Origin of the sequence: Streptomyces tuirus, assembly GCF_014701095.1 — a bacterium.
GTDB classification, from domain to species: domain Bacteria; phylum Actinomycetota; class Actinomycetes; order Streptomycetales; family Streptomycetaceae; genus Streptomyces; species Streptomyces tuirus.
Map to the genome: position 1 here is coordinate 767739 of NZ_AP023439.1, position 19567 is coordinate 787305.

Consider the following 19567-nt stretch of genomic DNA (forward strand, 5'->3'; position numbering starts at 1 on the left):
CCCGCGGGCCCTCGCGCCCTGTCCCGGGATCTGATACGAGCATCCCAGAGTGCGTGCGCCGCCCACCAGCACCGTTTGTCACGGGTCCGGCGTGAAGGCGTCATCCCGCAGCCGTGACGAACGCCGGTGCGGGATGGGCGTTCGGCTCGGTGCCCCAGGTCAGCGGCCGCCGCGGATGAGGCCCGTCAGATAGCGCCACAGCGAGGAGCGCTGCCGGGCGGAGGGGTCCGGCAGGATCTCCTCGGCCACCCCGGGCGCGGGGTCCTCCGCCCAGGGCCTCGGAGGCGGCGCGGAGGCCAGCTCGTAGTGCACGGGCAGGGAGCGCAGGCCCCGCATGAACGGTGAGGAGCGCCAGGGCAGTTGGTCGGCGGGCAGGGCCAGGTCGAGGTGGTGGAACCGCTCGAAGAGGCGCCCCACGCCGGCCGCCGCGACCGCCGAGGCGAGTTCCCGCGCCGGGCACTGGCGCGGTCCGGCTCCCCAGGACAGGTGGGCCCGGGTGCTGATGGCGGTGCCCGACGCGACGTGGTCGGCGAAGAGCGGGTCGGCGTGGGCGGCGCCCGGGGAGACCCACACCGGGTCGCCGGCCCGGATCGTGTAGGTGCCGAGCTGTGTGTCCCTCGCCGCGAAACGCGGGACGAAGTTGACCAGGGGCGGCTTGCGCATGACCACCCGGTTCATGGTCTCCCTGACCATCCCGGCGGACAGGCTGGCGCGCACGCCGCCCTCACCCGAGATGACCTCCACGACGGTGTTGGAGATGAGGATGCCGACGTGGTCGGAGGTCATGCCGAGCAGCATGAACAGCTCGCGGGCGAGGTGGTCGAGCGACAGGTCCGGGTGGGCGGCCAGCAGGTGGGAGGGGAAGTCGTCGCCCGGCTTCTCCAGTTTCAGCGCGGCCAGTTCGGCCAGCGTCGCCAGCAGGCGCTCCAGGGCCGCCTCGGCGTCCGGGCCCGCGTCGAGCACGCGCCACATGTCCATCAGCGCGTCGTCGCCCTGCGAGCCGGGGAAGCCCAGCAGATGGCTGGCCACCATCAGCGGCAGCGGCCGGGAGAACTGCGCGGACAGGTCGGCCACGCCGGTCCTGCCGCCCTGGCCGAGCAGGGTGATCAGTTCGTCGGCGTAGGCGGTGACGGCGGCCTTCAGGCGTTTGGCCTGGGGGTGGCGGGGGTCCTGGAAGGGCTTGAGGGCGACGTCCCAGGCGGTGCGCAGCGGCCGGTAGCCTGCGCCGCCCTGGATGAGGATGTGGTTGACCTCCAGGGACGGTCCGAGCGGCCAGTCGGCCGGCACCCTGCCCTCGGAGCGGGCCCGCCAGTTCTCCAGGCCCTTGGGCCAGCCGTCGTCGTCCTGGAGCACCTGGAGCGACTCGCGGTAGCCGAGGACCAGCCAGGCCGGCACCCCCAGCAGGTCGACGGGCGCGACCGGCCCGTGCTGCTGCCGCAACCGCTCGTACACGAGCGCGGGGCGCGTCTCGTAGTCCCTGGTCAGCAAGGGTTCGGGGGCGAGTTCTTCCAGACTCGTGTCGTCCAGGTCCACGGGTCCGCCGTCACCCCGCTGGGATTCCATCGTCTTGCCGCCCTCCGACACGCCCTGTACCGGCCCACCATCAGCCGGTAGCCGGACACGGTGGGGACCCTACCCCAGGCTGAACCCGCGGGTAGCGAGGGGGTGGGTGGTGGGTACGGCCAGGTCGCGAATCAGGCGGCGGTGTAGCCGAGTTGACGGCGCATGTAGGCGTCTTCAGGCTCTTCGCCTTGGCGATGGCGGTGGTGCGGCTGCCGAGGCCCGCGGTCTCGCCGCCCGCCGACGGTCAGCACGGTCAGACCGTCGGCGGGGCCGAACGGCACGATCAGCGGGGTGCGTTGAGCCGACCGGTACAAGCGTGGTCCCTGCGGAGGGCGGCGGGGGTGATCTTGAGTTCGCTGACGTGCCCGTCGCCCAGAAGGGCAGGTCGGCCTCGACGATCGTGCCGCGGGCGTCGCGGTAGGTGCCGGTGAAGCGGGCCGCCCTCACCGCAGGAGGGTCCGCGCTCACCCCAGGAGGGTCCGCGCTCACCCCAGGAAACTCAGGCGCACCTTCCGTTCCGGGTTGTCCCTGTTGGTGTCCACCAGGCACACCGACTGCCAGGTGCCGAGCTCCAGCCGGCCGGCCAGCACCGGCAGGGTCGCGTGGGGCGGGACGAGGGCGGGCAGGACGTGGTCGCGACCGTGACCGGGGCTGCCGTGCCGGTGCTGCCAACGGTCGTCGGCGGGCAGCAGGGTGTGCAGCGCGGCCAGGAGGTCGTCATCGCTGCCGGCACCGGTCTCCAGAACGGCGATGCCGGCCGTGGCGTGCGGGACGAAGACGTTGAGGAGGCCGTCGCGGCCGCCCGCCGCCTCGTGCAGGAACGACTCGCAGTCACCGGTGATGTCGAGGACCCTCTCGGCGGCACCGGTGCTGACGTCGATAACTCGGGTGGTGAAGACATCGGACATGCCCCCATCCTGACGCACACGCCGGGCTCCCCGGGCCGCGCCGGGCCGGGTGGCGATATGGAGAAGGCAAGGGGGCCTTCGCCGGGTTCGCCGCCACCCGGTTCGACGGTGACCTGCGCCCGCCCGGGGCCCCGCCCGTCAGGAGATGCGTCGGGAAGATCCGCGACCCCGTCCCAGTTAGTAGAAGTGTGAACAACACGAGTGAGGTCGAGGTGGTCGTCATAGGCGCCGGTCAGGCCGGTCTGGCAGGCGCCTATCACCTGCGGCGGTCCGGTTTCGAGCCGGACCGCGACTTCGTCGTGCTGGACCACTCCCCCGGCCCCGGGGGCGCCTGGCAGTTCCGCTGGCCCTCGCTGACGTACGGCAAGGTGCACGGAATGCACGCCCTGCCGGGCATGGAGCTCACGGACGCGGACCCGGAGCGGCCGTCCGCCGAGGTGATCCGCGCCTACTTCGACCGCTACGAGCGGACCTTCGACCTGCGGGTCAGGCGCCCGGTGCACGTACGGGCCGTACGTGAGGGCTCCGGCGGGCGACTGCTCGTGGAGACCTCGGACGGTGTGTGGTCGACCCGGGCTCTGATCAACGCGACCGGCACCTGGGACCGGCCGTTCTGGCCGCGCTACCCGGGCCAGGAGACCTTCCGGGGGCGGCAGTTGCACACCGCGCAGTACGCCGGGCCCGGGGAGTTCACCGGGCAGCGTGTCGTGGTCGTGGGCGGCGGCGCCTCGGGCACCCAGCATCTGCTGGAGATCGCCTCGTACGCGGCGTCCACCACCTGGGTCACGCGGCGCCCGCCGGTCTTCCGCGAGGGCCCCTTCGACGAGGACGCCGGCCGCGCGGCGGTGGCACTGGTCGAGGAACGGGTACGGCAGGGCCTGCCGCCCCGCAGCGTCGTCTCGGTCACCGGGCTGCCGCTCAACGACGCGATCCGGCAGGGCATCGAGGACGGGGTGCTCGACCGGCAGCCGATGTTCGACCGCGTCACGCCCACGGGGGTGGACTGGGAGGACGGCCGGCACATCGACGCCGACGTCATCCTCTGGGCCACCGGCTTCCGCGCCGCCATCGACCACCTCGCGCCGCTGCGGCTGCGCGCCCCGGGCGGCGGCATCCGCATGGAAGGCACGCACGCGGCCGCGGACCCCCGCATCCATCTGGTCGGCTACGGACCGTCGGCCAGCACCATCGGGGCCAACCGCGCGGGCCGCGCGGCCGTGCGGGACATCCGGCGGTTGCTGGAGCGGGAACCGGCTGCGGCGTGAAACGCGCGGGGGCGGGCGGCGCCCATCAGGGCCTCAGCCCGCCGCCTTCGCCCCGCTCTCCTTCTTCTTCGCCTGCGCGTTGAACTCCGCGACGTTGCGCTGGTGTTCCTGGTAGTCCGCGGTGAAACGGGTGTCGCCCGGGCGGACCGTGACGAAGTACAGCCAGTTGCCCGGGGTCGGGTTGATGGCCGCGTGCATCGCCTCCTCGCCGGGGTTGGCGATGGGCGTGGGCGGCAGGCCCATGCGCTGGTACGAGTTGTAGGGGCTCTCGATCCGGGTGTCGCTCTCCGTCGTACGCAGGGTGGAGCGGTTGAGCGCGTAGTTGATGGTGGAGTCCATCTGCAGCGGCATGCCGCGCTCGAGGCGGTTGAAGATCACCCGGGCCACCTTGCCCATGTCGGCCCTGGTGGCCGCCTCCGCCTGGACGATGCTGGCGATGGTGACGGCCTGGTACACGTTCATGGCGTTGCGCTGCGCCCCGGCGGCGATGGGCGCGCCGTTGAACTTGTCGTTCGCCGTGTCGACCATCAACGCGAGGAGCTTGTCCGGCGTGACCTTCTCCTGGAGCGGATAGGTGGCCGGGAAGAGGTAGCCCTCCGGATTGCCCTCGGCGTCGTTCGGCAGTTTCAGGGCGGCCTTGTCCAGGGACTTCTTCGTGCTGCCGGCGGGCAGGGCGAGGGCCTTGTCGACGGCCGTGTACACCTGGCTCGCGCGCCACCCCTCGGGGACCGCCAGGGTCGTGGGCCGGCTCTCTTCCTCGGTCCCCAGGGTCAGCAGCGGCACCGCCACGGCGGTACCGACCACGACGGCTCCGGTCGCGACGAGGACGATGCGGCCCCTGCGCGTCAGTCGAATCGTGCTCCGTGGCGGAGTGTTCTTCTGCATGCGGGCACGGTAACCCGCATATCGTCACAAACCCGGCATATTTTCAGCTTGTCGGTTCCAGTTGAGCGTCCCGGCGTACCAGCGCCGCGTACCGGCCCCCCTCCTCCAGGAGCTCCTCGTGCGTGCCGCGTTCGACCGCGCGGCCCGAGTCGAGGACCACGATCTGGTCGGCGCCGCGCACGGTGGACAGCCGGTGGGCGATGGTGAGGGTGGTGCGGTTGGCCGACAGGGCGTCGATGGCGTCCTGGACGGCGGCCTCGGTCCGGGTGTCCAGTGCGCTGGTGGCCTCGTCGAGGATGAGCACCGGCGGGTCGCGCAGGATGGTGCGGGCGATGGCCAGGCGCTGCTTCTCCCCGCCGGAGAAGCGGTGGCCGCGCTCGCCTACGACGGTGTCGTAACCGTCGGGCAGCGCCGCGATGTGGTCGTGGATCTGGGCGGCCTTCGCCGCCTGGTGCAGTTCCTCGTCGGTGGCGTCGGGCTTGGCGAAGCGCAGGTTCTCGGCGACCGAGGCGTGGAAGAGGTACGTCTCCTGTGAGACGACGCCGACCGCGCGCGCCAGGGTGTCGAAGTCGAGGTCGCGGACGTCGGTCCCGTCGAGGGTGACGCGGCCGCCGGTGACGTCGTAGAGACGGGGCACCAGATAGCCCAGCGTGGACTTGCCGGCGCCGGTGGAGCCGACGAGGGCGAGGCTGCTGCCCGCGGGGACGGTGAGGTCGATGCCGTCGAGGACCGGGCCGCCCTTGCCGTCGTAGCCGAAGGAGACGTTCTCGAAGCGGACCTCTCCCTTGATGCGGTCGAGTCGCACGGGGTCGGGACGCTCGGTGATGTCGATCGGCAGGTCGAGGTATTCGAAGATGCGCTGGAAGAGGGCGAGGGAGGTCTGGATCTGCACACCGGTCGACAGCAGGCTCACGGCCGGGCGGAACAGGCCCTGCTGGAGCGAGACGAAGGCGACGATCGTGCCGATGGAGACCTCCGGGCCGCCCAGTTGCAGGGCCATGCCGGCGGTCCAGTAGATGACGGCGGGCAGGGCGGCCATGACGATCGTGATGACGGCCATGCGCCACCGGCCCGCCATGTTCGACCGCACCTCCAGGTCGACGAGTTCCTCGGACTCGTCGGAGAAGGACTTCGTCAGCGAGTCGGAGCGGCCCATCGTGCGGCCCAGCAGGATGCCGCTGACGGAGAGCGACTCGGTGACGGTGGCGGCCATGGCGGCCATCTGCTTCTGGCGCTGAGTGGTGATCTTGCGTCGTTCGTTGCCGACGCGGCGGCTGATCCACACGAACACCGGCAGCAACAGCAGGGAGACGACCGTCAGGCGCCAGTCGAGGGCGATCATCGCGACGATGGTGGCGACCACGCTGGTGACGTTGGAGACCAGGGAGGTCGCGGTGGAGGTGACGGTGGCCTGCATGCCGCCGATGTCGTTGGCGATGCGGGACTGCACCTCGCCCGTGCGCGTGCGCGTGAAGAAGGCGAGGGACATGCGCTGGAGCCGGCCGTAGACGGCGGTGCGCAGGTCGTGCATGACACGCTGGCCGACCGTCGTGGAGATCAGGGTCTGGAGGACTCCGAAGACGCTGGTGAGGACGGCGCTGAGGATCATGCCCAGGGCGAGGAGGCTGAGCAGGCCCGTGCGCCCCTCGGGGATCGCGACGTCGAGGATCTCCTTCAGCAGGAAGGGCGTGGCGACGGAGACCAGTGACGCGGCGCCGACCAGCAGGCCGACGACCGCGAGGCGGCCCCGGTAGGGGCGGAAGAGGCCGAGGATGCGGCGGACCTGCCGGGGCTGCTCCTTGGAGTCGGCCGGCGGGATCCACGGGGCTTCACGGTCGGGATGCATGGGCTCCTACGAGGGATGCGGCGGATCGGATCACAGCTCATTGTTACCTATACTCACAATGAACTGCATCCTGATATTGTTCCCATATGACCACGCCCGACCCCGACGGCCTGCTCGCCGAGCAGTTGCTGCGGCTCACCCGCCGGGTGCACCGCATCCAGAAACGCCATCTGGAGCACCGTGACCTCGGCATCACCCCGGCCCAGTCCCGGCTGCTGCGCACGCTGGCGCACTGGGGATCGCCGCCGCGCATGGCCGACCTGGCCGAGCGGCTCGAAGTGGTACCGCGAGCCGTGACGACGCTGGTCGACGGTCTCGAGGCGAGCGGCAAGGTGCGGCGGGTCCCGGACCCGGCGAACCGGCGGGTCATCCGCATCGAGCTCACGGACGACGGCCGCGGTGCGCTGCGCGAGCTGCGGGCGGCGCGCAGATCGGCCGCGGAGGAGATCCTCGCGCCGCTGACGGGGGATCAGCGGGAGGCGCTCGGGGGGTTGCTCGACACCCTGATCGACGGAACGCCGGCGGGGCCCTGCTGACGGACGGAACACATCAGTGGGCCGCGGCCTCCGCTCGTCCTGTCGATGCGGAGACCGCGGCCCACTGGGTTCCGGTCAACCGGCCTCGGGAGCGGGCTCCTTCAGCTCCTTCGGCTGCTGGGACAAAATACCCGGCGCCAAGGCCTCGGCGCCGGGCTCGCCGTCGGGGCCCTTCCCGCGCGTTGAGGACGAACTCGGTCGTCGTGGGGAGGTGACCGCCGCCCGTCGTCTCCTCGACCGCTGCGGCGTCGAGCGAGGAGGGGTCGACGTTCATGCCCCTGCCCGGGCCGACGACGTTGGCGGTGACGAGACCGATGATCAGGGCGGCCGTCGAGGCGATCTCGTGAGCATCCCCTGCACGGAGTCGGCCACCCGCGCAATGAGCACTAGGCCGCCAGGTCCGCCCTGTCGCCCATCACCACCACGGGACGCTGTCGCGGGTCGAGTGTGCGCAGGAGGTACCTCATCGCCTGCTCGGGCACGCTGACACAGGCGGAGGTGCCGCTGCCGTGGTCCATGTGCAGCCAGATCCCGCCACCCTTCGTCTGACCCTCGGGGCGGTTCCGGTCGTTCGGCGGGGTGCCCTTGACGCGGTTGTAGTCGATGGCGATGACGTAGTCGAAGTCGTGCCAGTGCGACGGGGCCCACGAGCGCGGGGCGGCGAAGGCCGCGGAGCGGGTGTACGGCAGTCCGGAGCCCGGGTCCGGCAGTACACCGCCCGCGTCGCTGAGGGTGAACACGCCCACGGGGCTGCGGTCGTCGTCCTCGTGGTGGTCTGTGGTCCAGCCCTTCTTGCCGTTGTGCCCGGCCCAGCCGCGCTCCCGCTGCCAGGTCGAGCCGTGCTTCGTGTAGAGGACGACCGTGGAGTCGGCGGAGTCCTTCCCGTCGCCGTAGGCCGCGACGACCTGGCGGGAGCCGGACGGGATCCGCCGCTGGAGCCGGTCGCCGACGCCGGGGACGCGCGTCGGGTCGGCCGTGTCCGCGTGGGTGCCCGCCGCCCGGTCCGCGGCTTGTGTCCCGCCACTGCCGTCCGCGCCGCCGCAGGCAGACAGAGCCGTCAGGAACGAGACGAGGACCGCCGTCGCGGCCACGGCTCGTCGTACGCCACCACTGTGCATCGCTCCATGGTCGCACCGCGTTCCGGCGACGGCGGGCCGAGGCCTGGAGAGTCGGCGGCGCACGGCGGGCGGCCGGTTCCGTTCGGTCGGCGGAAAACCTGTTGCCCGCCACCACGCGGCAGGGCGAACCTGTCACGGTTTGCTGCCTTCGGCCGGACCACACCCCTGACACGAGCCACTGGGACGTCATGCAGATTCAAGACCTTCCGTACCCCGACCCGGGCGTGCCGGACGCGCGTTCGGGGCCCCGATTCCTGTGGTGGCTCTTCCGCAATCAGCTGGGCGGTCAGCTCAAGTCGCTGGCCTGGGGGCTGCTGCACTTCGCCTCCGTCGCCGCCCTGCCCTTCTGTGTCGGGGTCGCCGTGCAGGCCGTCGTCGACCGCTCCGGCACCGGACTCGCCCTGGCGGGGGGTCTGCTGGCGCTGGCCTGCGCCGGCAACGCGGTCGGCGACACCTTCCTGCACCGCACCGCGATCACCAACTGGATCACGGCAGCCGCCCGCGTCCAGCAACTGCTCGCCCGCAAGGCCGCCCATCTGGGCTCGGCGCTGACCCGGCGCGTCGCGGCCGGTGAGGTGGTGGCGGTGTCGACCGGTGACGTCGAGAAGATCGGCTGGTTCGTCGAGGCCCTGTCCCGCTTCACCGCGGCCCTGGTCACGATCGTGCTGGTCTGCGTGGGCCTGCTCGTCTACCAGCCGGCACTCGGCGTGGTCGTCGCCGTGGGGCTGCCCGCGCTGGCGCTCGCCGTGCTGCCGTTGCTGCCCCGCGCCACCCGCCGTGCCGACACCCAGCGCGAGAAGGCCGGGCGCGCCACCGAACTCGCCTCGGACACCGTCGCCGGCCTGCGTGTGCTGCGCGGCATCGGCGGCGAGGAGTTGTTCCTCGACCGCTACCGCAGCGTCTCCCAGGAGGTCCGCCACGCGGCCGTGCGCAGCGCCCGGATGTGGTCCCTGATCTCCGCCATCCAGGTCCTGCTGCCGGGACTGCTGCTCATCGCGGTCGTCTGGTACGGCGTCGGGCTGGCGCGCGAGGGCCGGATCACCGTCGGCGAACTGGTCACCGTCTACAGCTCGGTCATGGTCCTCACCTACCCGCTGCGGCACTTCGAGGAGATCGCCATGGCGTACTCCTTCTCCCGGCCCTCCGCCAAGCGGGCCGCGGGAGTGCTGTCGCTGCAACGGGCCACCGACACCGCCGGATCGCGCGCGGCCGACGTCCCCTCCGGCGACCTGTACGACCCGCAAACCGGGCTGCTCGCGCCCGCCGGACGGCTCACGGCGGTGGTGTGCGGTGACCCGGACGCGGCGGGCCTGCTGGCGGAACGGCTGGGCGGACACCCGTCCCAGGAGGGCACCTCGGTGCTGCTGGGCGGAGTGCCGCTCGACGAACTGCCGTTGAACAGCGCCCGTACGGCCGTCCTCGTCCAGGACAAGGACCCGGTGCTGTTGTCCGGCACGCTCCGCGACCTGCTCGACGTACCCGCGTCGGGCGTCGTCCGGCCGGAAGCGGCGCTGGCGGCCGCGCAGTGCGACGACGTGCTGGCGGCACTGGTGCAGGGCTCACTGGACGCCGGCGACCCCATGGACGCCCGGATCACCGAGCGCGGCCGGTCCCTGTCCGGCGGTCAGCGCCAGCGGCTCGCGCTCGCCCGCTCGCTGATCACCGACCCGGAGGCGCTCGTCCTGGACGAGCCGACCTCGGCCGTCGACTCGCACACCGAGGCACGGATCGCGCAGGGCGTGCGGGAGTTGCGCGCCGGGCGCACGACCGTGGTGTTCACCTCCTCACCGCTGCTGCTGGACCGCGCCGACCGGGTCGTGTTCCTGCACGACGGCGAGGCCGTGGCGGTCGGCGCCCACCGCGAACTGGTGCGGACCGAGCCCCGCTACCGGGCGGTGGTCACCCGCGAGACGGACGACGAGGCCGCGCTGAACGGTTCCGTCGCCCTGCACGACGTCCTGCAGGAACTGGAAGAGATCGAGGAGAAGGCATGATCGGCGTCGCGCCACCGGCCTACGACCCGGCGGCCCCGACGACGGCGAACACCCTGCCGATCGGGGCCCCCGAGACCGTCCGCGCCTACGTGGCCGAACTGCTGCGCCGGCACCGGCGGGCGTTCCTGCTGCTGGTCGCCGTCAACACGGCCGCCGTGATCGCCTCGATGGCCGGTCCCTGGCTGCTGGGCGGACTGGTGGAGCGGGTGTCCGACGGGGCGCGGGACCTGCGGCTGGAACTCACCGCCGGACTCTTCGTGGCCGCGCTGGCCGTCCAGGCCGTGTTCGTCCGTCAGGTACGGCTGCGCGGCGCGATACTGGGCGAGCGCATGCTGGCCGACCTGCGCGAGGACTTCCTCGTCCGGTCGGTCGGGCTGCCGCCCGGGGTGCTGGAGCGGGCCGGGACCGGCGACCTGCTGTCGCGCATCACCACGGACATCGACCGCCTCGGCAACGCCATGCGCGAGGCCGTGCCGCAGCTGTCGATCGGCGTGGTGTGGGTGTTCCTGCTGATGGGCGGGCTGGTGATCACGGCGCCGCCGCTGGCGCTCGCCGTGCTGCTCGCCCTGCCGCTGCTGATCGCCGGCTGCCGCTGGTACTTCCGGCGGGCGCCCTCGGCCTACCGTTCCGAGGCCGCCGGGTACGCCGCCGTGGCCGCCGCGCTCGCCGAGACGGTGGACGCCGGGCGCACCGTCGAGGCCCACCGCCTGGGCGAGCGCCGCGTCGCGCTGTCCGAGCGGCGGATCCGGGAGTGGACGGCCTGGGAGCGGTACACGCTCTGGCTGCGGTCGGTGCTCTTCCCGGTCATCAACATCACCCATGTGACCGTGCTCGCCTCGGTGCTGATCATCGGCGGTGTGTTCGCCCTGCACGGGTGGATCGACGTCGGTCAGCTGACGACCGGCGCGCTGATCGCCCAGATGCTGGTCGACCCGGTGGGCATGATCCTGCGCTGGTACGACGAGCTCCAGGTGGCGCAGGTGTCGCTGGCGCGGCTCGTCGGAGTCCGGGACATCGAGCCGGACGCCGGGGATCCGTCGGTGACCCCCGAAGGGCGCCATGTGCACGCCGACCGGGTGCACTTCGGCTACCTGGAGGGCGTGGACGTCCTGCGCAAGGTGTCGCTGGAGGTCTCCCCCGGCACCCGGCTGGCCCTGGTCGGCCCCTCGGGCGCGGGCAAGTCCACGCTGGGCCGGCTGCTCGCCGGGATCTACGCGCCCCGGGACGGCCGGATCACCCTGGGCAGCGCCGAGCTGTCCCGGATGCCCGCCGAACGCGTCCGCTCCCATGTGGCCCTGGTCAACCAGGAGCACCACGTCTTCGTGGGCTCCCTGCGCGACAACCTGCGGCTCGCGCGGACCGGTGCCGTCGACGCCGAGCTGTGGGCGGCGCTGGGCGCGGTCGACGCGGACGGCTGGGCCCGTGCGCTGGAGGAGGGCCTGGACACCGGGGTGGGCTCGGGCGGTCTGGCGCTCACCCCGGCCCAGGCCCAGCAGATCGCGCTGGCCCGCCTGGTGCTGGCCGACCCGCACACGCTGGTCCTGGACGAGGCGACGTCCCTGCTCGACCCGCGCGCCGCCCGCAACCTGGAACGCTCGCTGGCCCGGGTTCTGGACGGCCGCACGGTCGTCGCCATCGCCCACCGGCTGCACACGGCCCACGACGCGGACGTCATCGCCGTCGTCGAGAGCGGCCGCATCAGTGAGCTGGGCAGCCATGAGGAGCTGGTCGCGGCGGACGGGGCGTATGCGGCGCTGTGGAGGTCGTGGCACGGCTGAGCACCCCGTGGCGCGGGAGGGCGCTCACGCCAGGGGGCGGGCCGTGTCCTTGGCGTTGCGCGGTCCCGAGCCGGGGTGGAAGGCTGGAATCAGGCACCGGCTCGGGGAACGCCCGGGAAGCAGTGGCCCGGGCGGCGTCTGTGCTCCGTGCGGCGGCGGCCCGGAGCGGTCCCGTGGATACGGGCCCGTCCCCACCCCCTGGAGGTACCCGTGAACAGCTCCGACGGCTGGGGAGACGACGTCTACCAGCCGGACCAAGACGAGCAGAGGGAGGACACGGGCCTGCTCGACGCCGAGGACACCCTGGAGAACGACGGCGTCGACGATCCCCTGGACCGGGGCTGGTCCCCTCCCGAGCGGCCCTGGGCCGTCGAGCACACCGGCGTGACGGCGGCCGAGCGGCAGCGGGGCGAGACGCTGGACCAGCGGCTCTCCGAAGAGCTGCCGGACGCCGCCGTCCCGGACGGTGACGGTCTCGGGGACTCCGAGGGCACCGACGGGGAACTTCTGGACAACGAGGTCGGCGCCGCGCGCGCCGGCCGGCTCGTGGCACCCGACGAGGGCGCCCACGAGGACGAGGAGGAGGCGCTGGTCGCCATCGACGTGGGCATCGACGGCGACGCCGCGTCGGCCGAGGAGGCCGCCGTGCACGTCGTCGACGAGGACACCCTGTCCGGCTGATCACACAACCGGCCCGAGCCGTTCGAGGAGCCTTCATGCAGCAGGACAAGCACCCCGACTACCACCCCGTCGTCTTCCGCGACCGCGCCGCCGGGTACGCGTTCCTCACCCGGTCCACCGCGACCAGCGACCAGACCATCGAATGGGACGACGGCGAGACCTACCCGGTCGTGGACGTGGAGATCTCCTCCGAGAGCCACCCCTTCTACACGGGCAAGGCCCGCACGGTGGACTCCGAGGGCCGGGTCGCCGCGTTCGAGCGGCGCTACGGCGGCGGCTGAGACCCGTCCCCGGCCGCGCTCAGATGACGTTGAGCGCCGCCGCGCAGCCCACCCCGCCCAGCAGCATGAACACCGGCATCAGCACCTTCAGCTCGACCCAGCTGCCCGCCCGGAACCGCATGACCTTGGGCGGCCCGATCGGATACCAGCGCTTGCGCCCGACCGGGATGGGCCACAGGATCGGGCAGCCGGACACGGTCAGCGCGTCCCCGATGTCGTGCACGATCGCGCCCAGCACCACCGGCAGACCCAGCCACAGATACTCCTGCCCCGGCGCCGCGAACAGCCAGTCCGCGCCCTTGCCCGGCTTGTCCAGGACCCCCGCGAGGATCCACGCCGTGGTCGCGGCCAGCAGCCACACCAGGACATCGCTGCTGGAGCCGCGCGCCGCTCGCCACAGCAGGCCCTCGATGGCCAGGACCAGGTGGACGAAGAGGACCGCGAGCACGCCCCAGCGGTCACCGGTGATCGCCACGACCGAGGTGCCCGCACCGATCAGGACCGCCCACAGCCAGGTGTGCGTCAGCGTGCGGTGCCCGCCGGAGCGGCGCGGGTCGCCCTGCTTCTTGGTGGCCTTGTAGACGGCGTACGACAGCTTGTCGACGATCTCGCACAGCCAGCGCGACAGTGGTCCGAAGGACCGCGAGATGGTGGCTGCCTTGTGGTCGAGATCCGGGGCGAGCGCGGCTCCGGCGCAGATCAGGGCGCCGACGAGGAGGACCGGCCAGGGCATCGGGTGCCCGGCCGCCGCGGCGGCCGCGCCGACGCCCAGCCAGGCGGCGGCTCCCGACAGTGAGTGTGCTGGTCCCATCATGACGCTGCCCGCCCCGTTTCTCGTGTGCCGCTGTCCAGTTGACCGGGCGCGCTGACGTCCCGTCGGCGCCCCAGCGTAGCGTTCGTGATCTTCGGGCCCGCAGCCGATTCCCGCATCGGGCATGGGGCCAGGCAAGATGGGGGCGTGACCCTCATCGATCAGCTGCCGCGGACCCCCGACCCCGATGCCTTGTACGAAGCCTTCGAGTCGTGGGCCGGCGAGCGGGGTCTCACGCTCTACCCCCACCAGGAGGAGGCGCTGATCGAGGTGGTCTCCGGCGCGAACGTGATCGTGTCGACGCCCACCGGCTCGGGCAAGAGCATGATCGCGGCGGGTGCGCACTTCGCCGCGCTGGCCCGGGACGAGGTCACCTTCTACACCGCCCCGATCAAGGCGCTGGTGTCGGAGAAGTTCTTCGAGCTGTGCAAGATCTTCGGCACCGAGAACGTCGGCATGCTCACCGGCGACGCGTCCGTCAACGCCGATGCCCCCGTCATCTGCTGCACCGCCGAGGTGCTCGCGTCGATCGCGCTGCGCGACGGCAGGCACGCGGACGTCGGCCAGGTCGTGATGGACGAGTTCCACTTCTACGCCGAGGGCGACCGCGGCTGGGCCTGGCAGATCCCGATCCTGGAGCTGCCGCAGGCGCAGTTCGTGCTGATGTCGGCGACGCTCGGCGACGTCTCCTTCTTCGAGAAGGACCTCACCCGCCGCACGGGCCGCCCGACCGCGGTGGTCCGCTCGGCGACCCGTCCGGTGCCGCTGTCCTACGAGTACCGGTACACCCCGCTCACCGAGACGCTCACCGACCTGCTGGCGGCGCGCCAGGCGCCCGTCTACATCGTGCACTTCACACAGGCGCAGGCCGTGGAGCGGGCGCAGGCGCTGATGAGCATCAACATGTGCTCGAAGGAGGAGAAGGAGCAGATCGCCGATCTGATCGGCAACTTCCGCTTCACCACCAAGTTCGGCCGCAACCTCTCCCGTTACGTCCGGCACGGCATCGGCGTGCACCACGCCGGCATGCTGCCCAAGTACCGCCGCCTGGTGGAGAAGCTCGCGCAGGCCGGTCTGCTGAAGGTCATCTGCGGCACGGACACGCTCGGCGTCGGTGTCAACGTCCCCATCCGCACCGTGCTGTTCACGGCCCTCACCAAGTACGACGGCACGCGTGTCCGCACCCTGCGGGCCCGGGAGTTCCACCAGATCGCCGGCCGGGCCGGGCGGGCCGGCTACGACACGGAGGGCTTCGTCGTCGCGCAGGCGCCGGAGCACGTCGTCGAGAACGAGAAGGCCCTCGCCAAGGCCGGCGACGACCCGAAGAAGCGCCGCAAGGTCGTCCGCAAGAAGGCCCCGGAGGGCTTCGTCGCCTGGTCGGAGCAGACCTTCGAGAAGCTCATCGGCTCCGAGCCGGAGCCGCTGACGTCCCGGTTCCGGGTGACGCACACGATGCTGCTGTCGGTGATCGCCCGCCCCGGCAACGCCTTCGAGGCGATGCGCCGCATGCTGGAGGACAACCACGAGCCGCGCAAGCAGCAGTTGCGGCACATCCGCCGGGCCATCGCGATCTACCGTTCCCTGCTGGACGGCGGCATCGTCGAGAAGCTGGACCAGCCGGACGCCGAGGGGCGCACCGTCCGTCTCACGGTCGACCTCCAGCAGGACTTCGCCCTCAACCAGCCGCTGTCCACGTTCGCGCTCGCCGCGTTCGAACTGCTCGACCCCGAGTCGCCGTCGTACGCCCTCGACATGGTGTCCGTGGTGGAGTCGACGCTGGACGACCCGCGGCAGATCCTCGCCGCCCAGCAGAACAAGGCGCGCGGAGAGGCCGTGGCCCAGATGAAGGCGGACGGGGTCGAGTACGAGGAGCGCATGGAGCGCCTCCAGGACATCACGTACCCCAAGCCCCTGGAAGAGCTGCTCTTCCACGCGTACAACACGTACCGTAAGAGCCACCCCTGGGTCGGCGACCATCCGCTGTCCCCCAAGTCGGTCATCCGCGACATGTACGAACGGGCGCTGTCCTTCACCGAGTTGGTGTCCCACTACGAGCTGGCCCGCACCGAGGGCATCGTGCTGCGCTACCTCGCCAGCGCCTACAAGGCCCTCGACCACACCGTCCCCGACGACCTCAAGTCCGAGGACCTCCAGGACCTGATCGCCTGGCTGGGCGAGATGGTGCGCCAGGTCGACTCCAGCCTGCTGGACGAGTGGGAGCAGCTGGCCAACCCGGCGGAGATGACCGCCGAGGAGGCCCAGGAGAAGGCCGACGAGGTCAAACCGGTCACCGCCAACGCGCGCGCCTTCCGCGTCCTGGTCCGCAACGCCATGTTCCGCCGCGTGGAACTGGCCGCCCTCGACCAGGTCGGTGAGCTGGGCGAGATGGACGGGGAGTCCGGCTGGGACGCCGACGCGTGGGGCGAGGCGATGGACAAGTACTGGGACGAGTACGAGGATCTCGGCACCGGACCCGACGCCCGCGGCCCCAAGCTGCTGCTCATCGAGGAGGAGCCGGAGAACGCCCTGTGGCGGGTCCGGCAGATCTTCCACGACCCGAACGGTGACCACGACTGGGGCATCAGCGCGGAGGTCGACCTCACGGCCTCGGACGCGGAGGGCCGCGCGGTCGTCCGCGTGACCGACGTCGGCCAGCTGTGACGGGCCGGGCAGCAGCGAGCACAGGAGAATCCCACTCATGACGACGAACCCGGCCGAGAGGCTCGTCGATCTGCTCGACCTGGAGCAGATCGAGGTCAACATCTTCCGCGGCCGCAGCCCGCAGGAGTCCCTGCAGCGGGTCTTCGGCGGGCAGGTGGCGGGGCAGGCGCTGGTCGCCGCCGGCCGTACCACGGAGGGCGACCGCCCGGTGCACTCGCTGCACGCGTACTTCCTGCGCCCGGGCCGGCCGGGCGTGCCGATCGTCTACCAGGTCGAGCATGTGCGCGACGGGCGGTCGTTCACCACCCGCCGGGTGACGGCCGTGCAGCAGGGCCGCACGATCTTCAACCTCACCGCCTCCTTCCACAAGCCGGAGGAGGGCAGCTTCGAGCACCAGCTGCCGCCGGCCCGCAGGGTCCCGGACCCCGAGTCCCTGCCCACCGTCACGGACGAGATCCGGGAGCACCTGGGCGCGCTGCCCGAGCAGCTGGAGCGGATGGCCCGGCGCCAGCCCTTCGACATCCGCTACGTGGACCGGCTGCGCTGGACCGCCGAGGAGGTCGAGGGCGCCGAGCCGCGCAGCGCCGTGTGGATGCGCGCCGTCGGACCGCTCGGCGACGACCCGCTCGTGCACACCTGCGCCCTCACCTACGCCAGCGACATGACCCTCCTGGACGCCGTCCGCATCCCGGTCGAGCCGCTGTGGGGCCCGCGCGGCTTCGATCTGGCGTCGCTGGACCACGCGATGTGGTTCCACCGCCCCTTCCGCGCGGACGACTGGCTGCTCTACGACCAGGAGTCGCCGATCGCCGTCGGGGGCCGCGGTCTGGCCCGCGGCCGGATCTACGACCGTGAGGGCCGGCTGGTCGTGTCGGTGGTGCAGGAGGGGCTCTTCCGGAAGCTGGGCTGACCCGGCCCTTCGGCGATCGGCTCTCGCACGCCGGGGTTCCGATCGCGCCCCCGACCGGTTCCGGCGACCATGGCAGGAGCAGACACCGCCGACGTCACACGCCCGCCGATCCGGGAGGTGGCAACGCTGCACACCGTGCTCCCCGTCGTGTTCGCGATCTGCGCCGCCTTCAGCAACGCGGTCGCGACCGTGCTGCAACGCAAGGCGGCGCTCACCGTGCCCGCCTCCCAAGGGTTGCGGGCCGGGCTGATCGCCGATCTGCTGCGCCGGCCGGTGTGGCTGGCCGGGATCCTCGCGGTGATCGGCGCCGCCGTCTGCCAGGCGCTGGCGCTGGTCACCGGCCCGCTCACGATCGTGCAGCCGCTGTTCGTGCTGGAGCTGCCGCTCACCCTCATCGTCGCGTCGCTGCTGATGCACCGGCATCTGCCGGGCACCGGCTGGCTGGCGGTGACGGTGGTGGTGGCCGGTCTCGCGATCGCGCTCGCCGCCGCCTCCCCCGCCGGCAACCGCACCCATGTGGCGCTGGAGCGCTGGATTCCCGCGCTCGCCGTGTGCGCGGGGGCGGTCGTCGCCCTCGCCGTCGCGGCCCTCCGGCGCCCGCAGGGCCGGGCCCGGGCGGCCTGTCTGGGCGCCGCGACGGCCATCAGCTACGCGGTGACGGCCGCGCTGATGAAGGCCGCCACGCACATCCTCGACGAGCAGGGCCTCGTGGGCTTCCTCACCGCCTGGCAGACTTACGCCTTCGCCGCCACGGGGGTGTGCGCGCTGTTCCTGCTGGAGAACGCCATGCAGGCCGGTCCGCTGGTCGCCTCGCAGCCCGCCCTCACCCTGGGCGACGCCCTGGTGAGCCTGGCGCTGGGCATCACCCTGTACGAGGAGACCATCCGCTCCGGGTGGTGGCTGCTGCCCCAGCTGTTCGGCGTCGCGCTGATCGCCGCGGGGGTGTTCGCGCTGGCGCGAATTCCGTTCACGCAGTCGCTGGTGGCGCCCGACGAGGAGCGCGAGAGCGCGGCGGCACCCTGAGCGGGCGCCGGGGCACCTCCGGCCCACCACCACCGCGCCGGCCACTCGCGGCCGACCCGGCCGGCCGACCAGCCCTGCCGTGCCCTCCCCTTTGCTGCCCCGCCGTGCTTGCTCTGCCGTGTCCTGCTCTGCCGTGTCCTGCTGCGCCCAGGTCACCCGTCCGGCTGGCACGGCGGGGCACCACACCGTGCCCCGCCCGCCCATCCGCGAGATGCAGTGCCGCGGGGTCATCCGGCCGACCGCCGGCGCCTGCGGCGGAGTCGGCTCAGCAGGCCGTGGGTGGGGGTGGAGGCAGGCGCGGGGGCGGGGGCGGGGGCGGGGGCGGTTGATGGTGCGGGCCGCCGCTCCACCGCCGGAGCCGGGGGTGGTGCGAGCGGATCTGGTCCGGCCGGTGGCGCCGGAGGTGGTGCAAGCGGATCCGGTGGTGCCAGTGCTGTCGGAGCTGCCACTGCTGCGGTTACTGCCGGGGACGGCGTGTCCGCCGCGGGGTGGTGCCGGCGGGCCGTTTCCATCGTGTGTGCCAAGTCCGCGCGGAACCAGGCCACTTCGTCCGGCTCGCTCGCCGTCATCAGCGTCCCGGCCAGCTCGGCGGTGGGGGAACCGGGGGCGCCGTGGGCCGGGAGCCGGGGGTGGCAGCGGGCCAGGCGGGCGCGCTCGTGGGGATCTCGCACGACGTCCGCCACGTCGGCCGGGTCCAAGAGGCAGGCGACCGCCGCCGCTCGCGCCCAGGGGTCGTCTCCTGCCTGGCGTGTCAGAAATCCGACGTGCCGCCCCCGCCAGTTGCGGGGCCGCCGGTCCATCCCGGCCTTCAATCCCTCCCGGATCTCCGCGGGCGTGCGGCGGGCGGTCAGCAGCCGGGTGTGGCTTCCCTCGGCCGCGAACTGCCGTAGCTCCTCGGCCAGATACAACCAGACGACCGTCCGATAGCGGTTCAGGTAGAACCTGACCGGGATCAGCAGGCCGTAGCGCGCGAGGCTGGTGAACCTGGTGGGCGCCACGTCCATGAGCTCGGCGCCCGCTGTGGTGCCGACGGTCGCGACGCGTCCGCGCAGGGCGTCCGGGAAGCCGTCCCCGGAGCGCAGGCGGTCGATCTCGGCCAGGGCCACGCGCGGGCCCCCGCCTCCTTCGTCGGGCATGGCCCGGATGAGCCCCAGGTTCACCGCGAGATCGAACTCGCCGCGCTTGAGGCCCAGTTCGCGGGCGGCCCGGCTCGGGGCGCAGGTAAGGCGGTCGGACATCGTGCCGGTGCGTGACATGGTCGGTCTCCCCCGTGGAGTCGGCGGCTCACGCCGTGTGCGGTCGCCGTG

At 72.3% G+C, this 19567-nt stretch carries 16 protein-coding genes and 2 pseudogenes; 9 read left to right on the forward strand and 9 right to left on the reverse strand.

The window, feature by feature from the left end; all coding sequences use genetic code 11:
• Positions 1 to 159: 159 nt before the first annotated feature.
• The 3 genes and pseudogenes from IGS69_RS03610 to IGS69_RS03615 form a co-directional block, all read right to left on the reverse strand.
• Positions 160 to 1563, reverse strand: a complete 1404-nt coding sequence (locus tag IGS69_RS03610) for a cytochrome P450 (RefSeq protein WP_190896909.1) — start codon at positions 1561 to 1563, stop codon at positions 160 to 162.
• A gap of 131 nt (positions 1564 to 1694) precedes the next feature.
• Positions 1695 to 1989: pseudogene (locus IGS69_RS34510) on the reverse strand (oxidoreductase); the annotation flags it as partial.
• Between the two features lie 59 nt (positions 1990 to 2048).
• Positions 2049 to 2471, reverse strand: a complete 423-nt coding sequence (locus tag IGS69_RS03615; protein WP_190896911.1) for a secondary thiamine-phosphate synthase enzyme YjbQ — start codon at positions 2469 to 2471, stop codon at positions 2049 to 2051.
• 188 nt (positions 2472 to 2659) lie between these two features.
• Between IGS69_RS03615 and IGS69_RS03620 the strand changes: the two genes are divergently transcribed.
• Positions 2660 to 3736 (forward strand): NAD(P)-binding domain-containing protein, encoded by a 1077-nt coding sequence (locus IGS69_RS03620; RefSeq protein WP_190896913.1) that lies wholly within the window; start codon positions 2660 to 2662, stop codon positions 3734 to 3736.
• A 33-nt stretch (positions 3737 to 3769) separates the two neighbouring features.
• Here IGS69_RS03620 and mltG read toward each other — a convergent pair whose 3' ends face one another.
• On the reverse strand, positions 3770 to 4621 hold the full coding sequence (gene mltG, locus IGS69_RS03625) for an endolytic transglycosylase MltG (protein ID WP_190896915.1): 852 nt from the start codon (positions 4619 to 4621) through the stop codon (positions 3770 to 3772).
• A 43-nt stretch (positions 4622 to 4664) separates the two neighbouring features.
• Positions 4665 to 6467: an ABC transporter ATP-binding protein gene (locus tag IGS69_RS03630; protein ID WP_190896917.1), complete on the reverse strand. Its 1803-nt coding sequence runs from the start codon at positions 6465 to 6467 to the stop codon at positions 4665 to 4667.
• A gap of 86 nt (positions 6468 to 6553) precedes the next feature.
• Here IGS69_RS03630 and IGS69_RS03635 point away from each other — a divergent pair, with 86 nt between their 5' ends.
• A complete protein-coding gene (locus tag IGS69_RS03635) occupies positions 6554 to 7003 on the forward strand; it encodes a MarR family winged helix-turn-helix transcriptional regulator (protein ID WP_190896919.1) in 450 nt (149 codons plus the stop codon).
• A 178-nt stretch (positions 7004 to 7181) separates the two neighbouring features.
• On the opposite strand, the pseudogene IGS69_RS34945 reads toward IGS69_RS03635, so the two are convergent.
• Both IGS69_RS34945 and IGS69_RS03640 read right to left on the reverse strand, forming a co-directional pair.
• Positions 7182 to 7346 (reverse strand): annotated as a pseudogene (locus tag IGS69_RS34945) (C4-dicarboxylate transporter DctA); the annotation flags it as partial.
• Positions 7347 to 7389: 43 nt separating this feature from the next.
• A complete protein-coding gene (locus IGS69_RS03640; RefSeq protein WP_190896921.1) occupies positions 7390 to 8121 on the reverse strand; it encodes a L,D-transpeptidase family protein in 732 nt (243 codons plus the stop codon).
• A 188-nt stretch (positions 8122 to 8309) separates the two neighbouring features.
• On the opposite strand from IGS69_RS03640, the gene IGS69_RS03645 reads away from it, so the two are divergent.
• From IGS69_RS03645 to IGS69_RS03660, 4 genes are all read left to right on the forward strand, one after another.
• Positions 8310 to 10115: an ABC transporter ATP-binding protein gene (locus tag IGS69_RS03645; RefSeq protein ID WP_190896923.1), complete on the forward strand. Its 1806-nt coding sequence runs from the start codon at positions 8310 to 8312 to the stop codon at positions 10113 to 10115.
• Positions 10112 to 11893, forward strand: a complete 1782-nt coding sequence (locus tag IGS69_RS03650; protein WP_190896925.1) for an ABC transporter ATP-binding protein — start codon at positions 10112 to 10114, stop codon at positions 11891 to 11893. The genes IGS69_RS03645 and IGS69_RS03650 overlap by 4 nt, the downstream gene beginning before the upstream one ends.
• Positions 11894 to 12103: 210 nt before the next feature.
• Positions 12104 to 12574, forward strand: coding sequence for a DUF5709 domain-containing protein (locus IGS69_RS03655; RefSeq protein WP_190896927.1), 471 nt, complete (start codon positions 12104 to 12106; stop codon positions 12572 to 12574).
• 35 nt (positions 12575 to 12609) lie between these two features.
• Positions 12610 to 12855: a type B 50S ribosomal protein L31 gene (locus tag IGS69_RS03660; RefSeq protein WP_010040933.1), complete on the forward strand. Its 246-nt coding sequence runs from the start codon at positions 12610 to 12612 to the stop codon at positions 12853 to 12855.
• Positions 12856 to 12874: 19 nt separating this feature from the next.
• Here the strand turns inward: IGS69_RS03660 and IGS69_RS03665 are convergent, their stop codons facing one another.
• Positions 12875 to 13669, reverse strand: coding sequence for a metal-dependent hydrolase (locus IGS69_RS03665; protein WP_190896929.1), 795 nt, complete (start codon positions 13667 to 13669; stop codon positions 12875 to 12877).
• Positions 13670 to 13813: 144 nt separating this feature from the next.
• Between IGS69_RS03665 and IGS69_RS03670 the strand changes: the two genes are divergently transcribed.
• The 3 genes from IGS69_RS03670 (at position 13814) to IGS69_RS03680 (ending at position 18260) form a co-directional block, all read left to right on the forward strand.
• The gene (locus IGS69_RS03670) at positions 13814 to 16327 is read left to right on the forward strand and encodes a DEAD/DEAH box helicase (RefSeq protein WP_190896931.1); all 2514 of its coding nucleotides are present in this window, start codon (positions 13814 to 13816) and stop codon (positions 16325 to 16327) included.
• Positions 16328 to 16364: 37 nt separating this feature from the next.
• Positions 16365 to 17237, forward strand: coding sequence for an acyl-CoA thioesterase (locus tag IGS69_RS03675; protein WP_190896933.1), 873 nt, complete (start codon positions 16365 to 16367; stop codon positions 17235 to 17237).
• 69 nt (positions 17238 to 17306) lie between these two features.
• Entirely contained in the window at positions 17307 to 18260 is a 954-nt protein-coding gene (locus tag IGS69_RS03680) for a DMT family transporter (protein WP_232543427.1), read from the forward strand.
• Positions 18261 to 18487: 227 nt separating this feature from the next.
• On the opposite strand, the gene IGS69_RS03685 is transcribed toward IGS69_RS03680, so the two are convergent.
• Positions 18488 to 19498, reverse strand: a complete 1011-nt coding sequence (locus IGS69_RS03685) for a DUF6397 family protein (protein ID WP_232543428.1) — start codon at positions 19496 to 19498, stop codon at positions 18488 to 18490.
• Between the last annotated feature and the right edge of the window lie 69 nt (positions 19499 to 19567).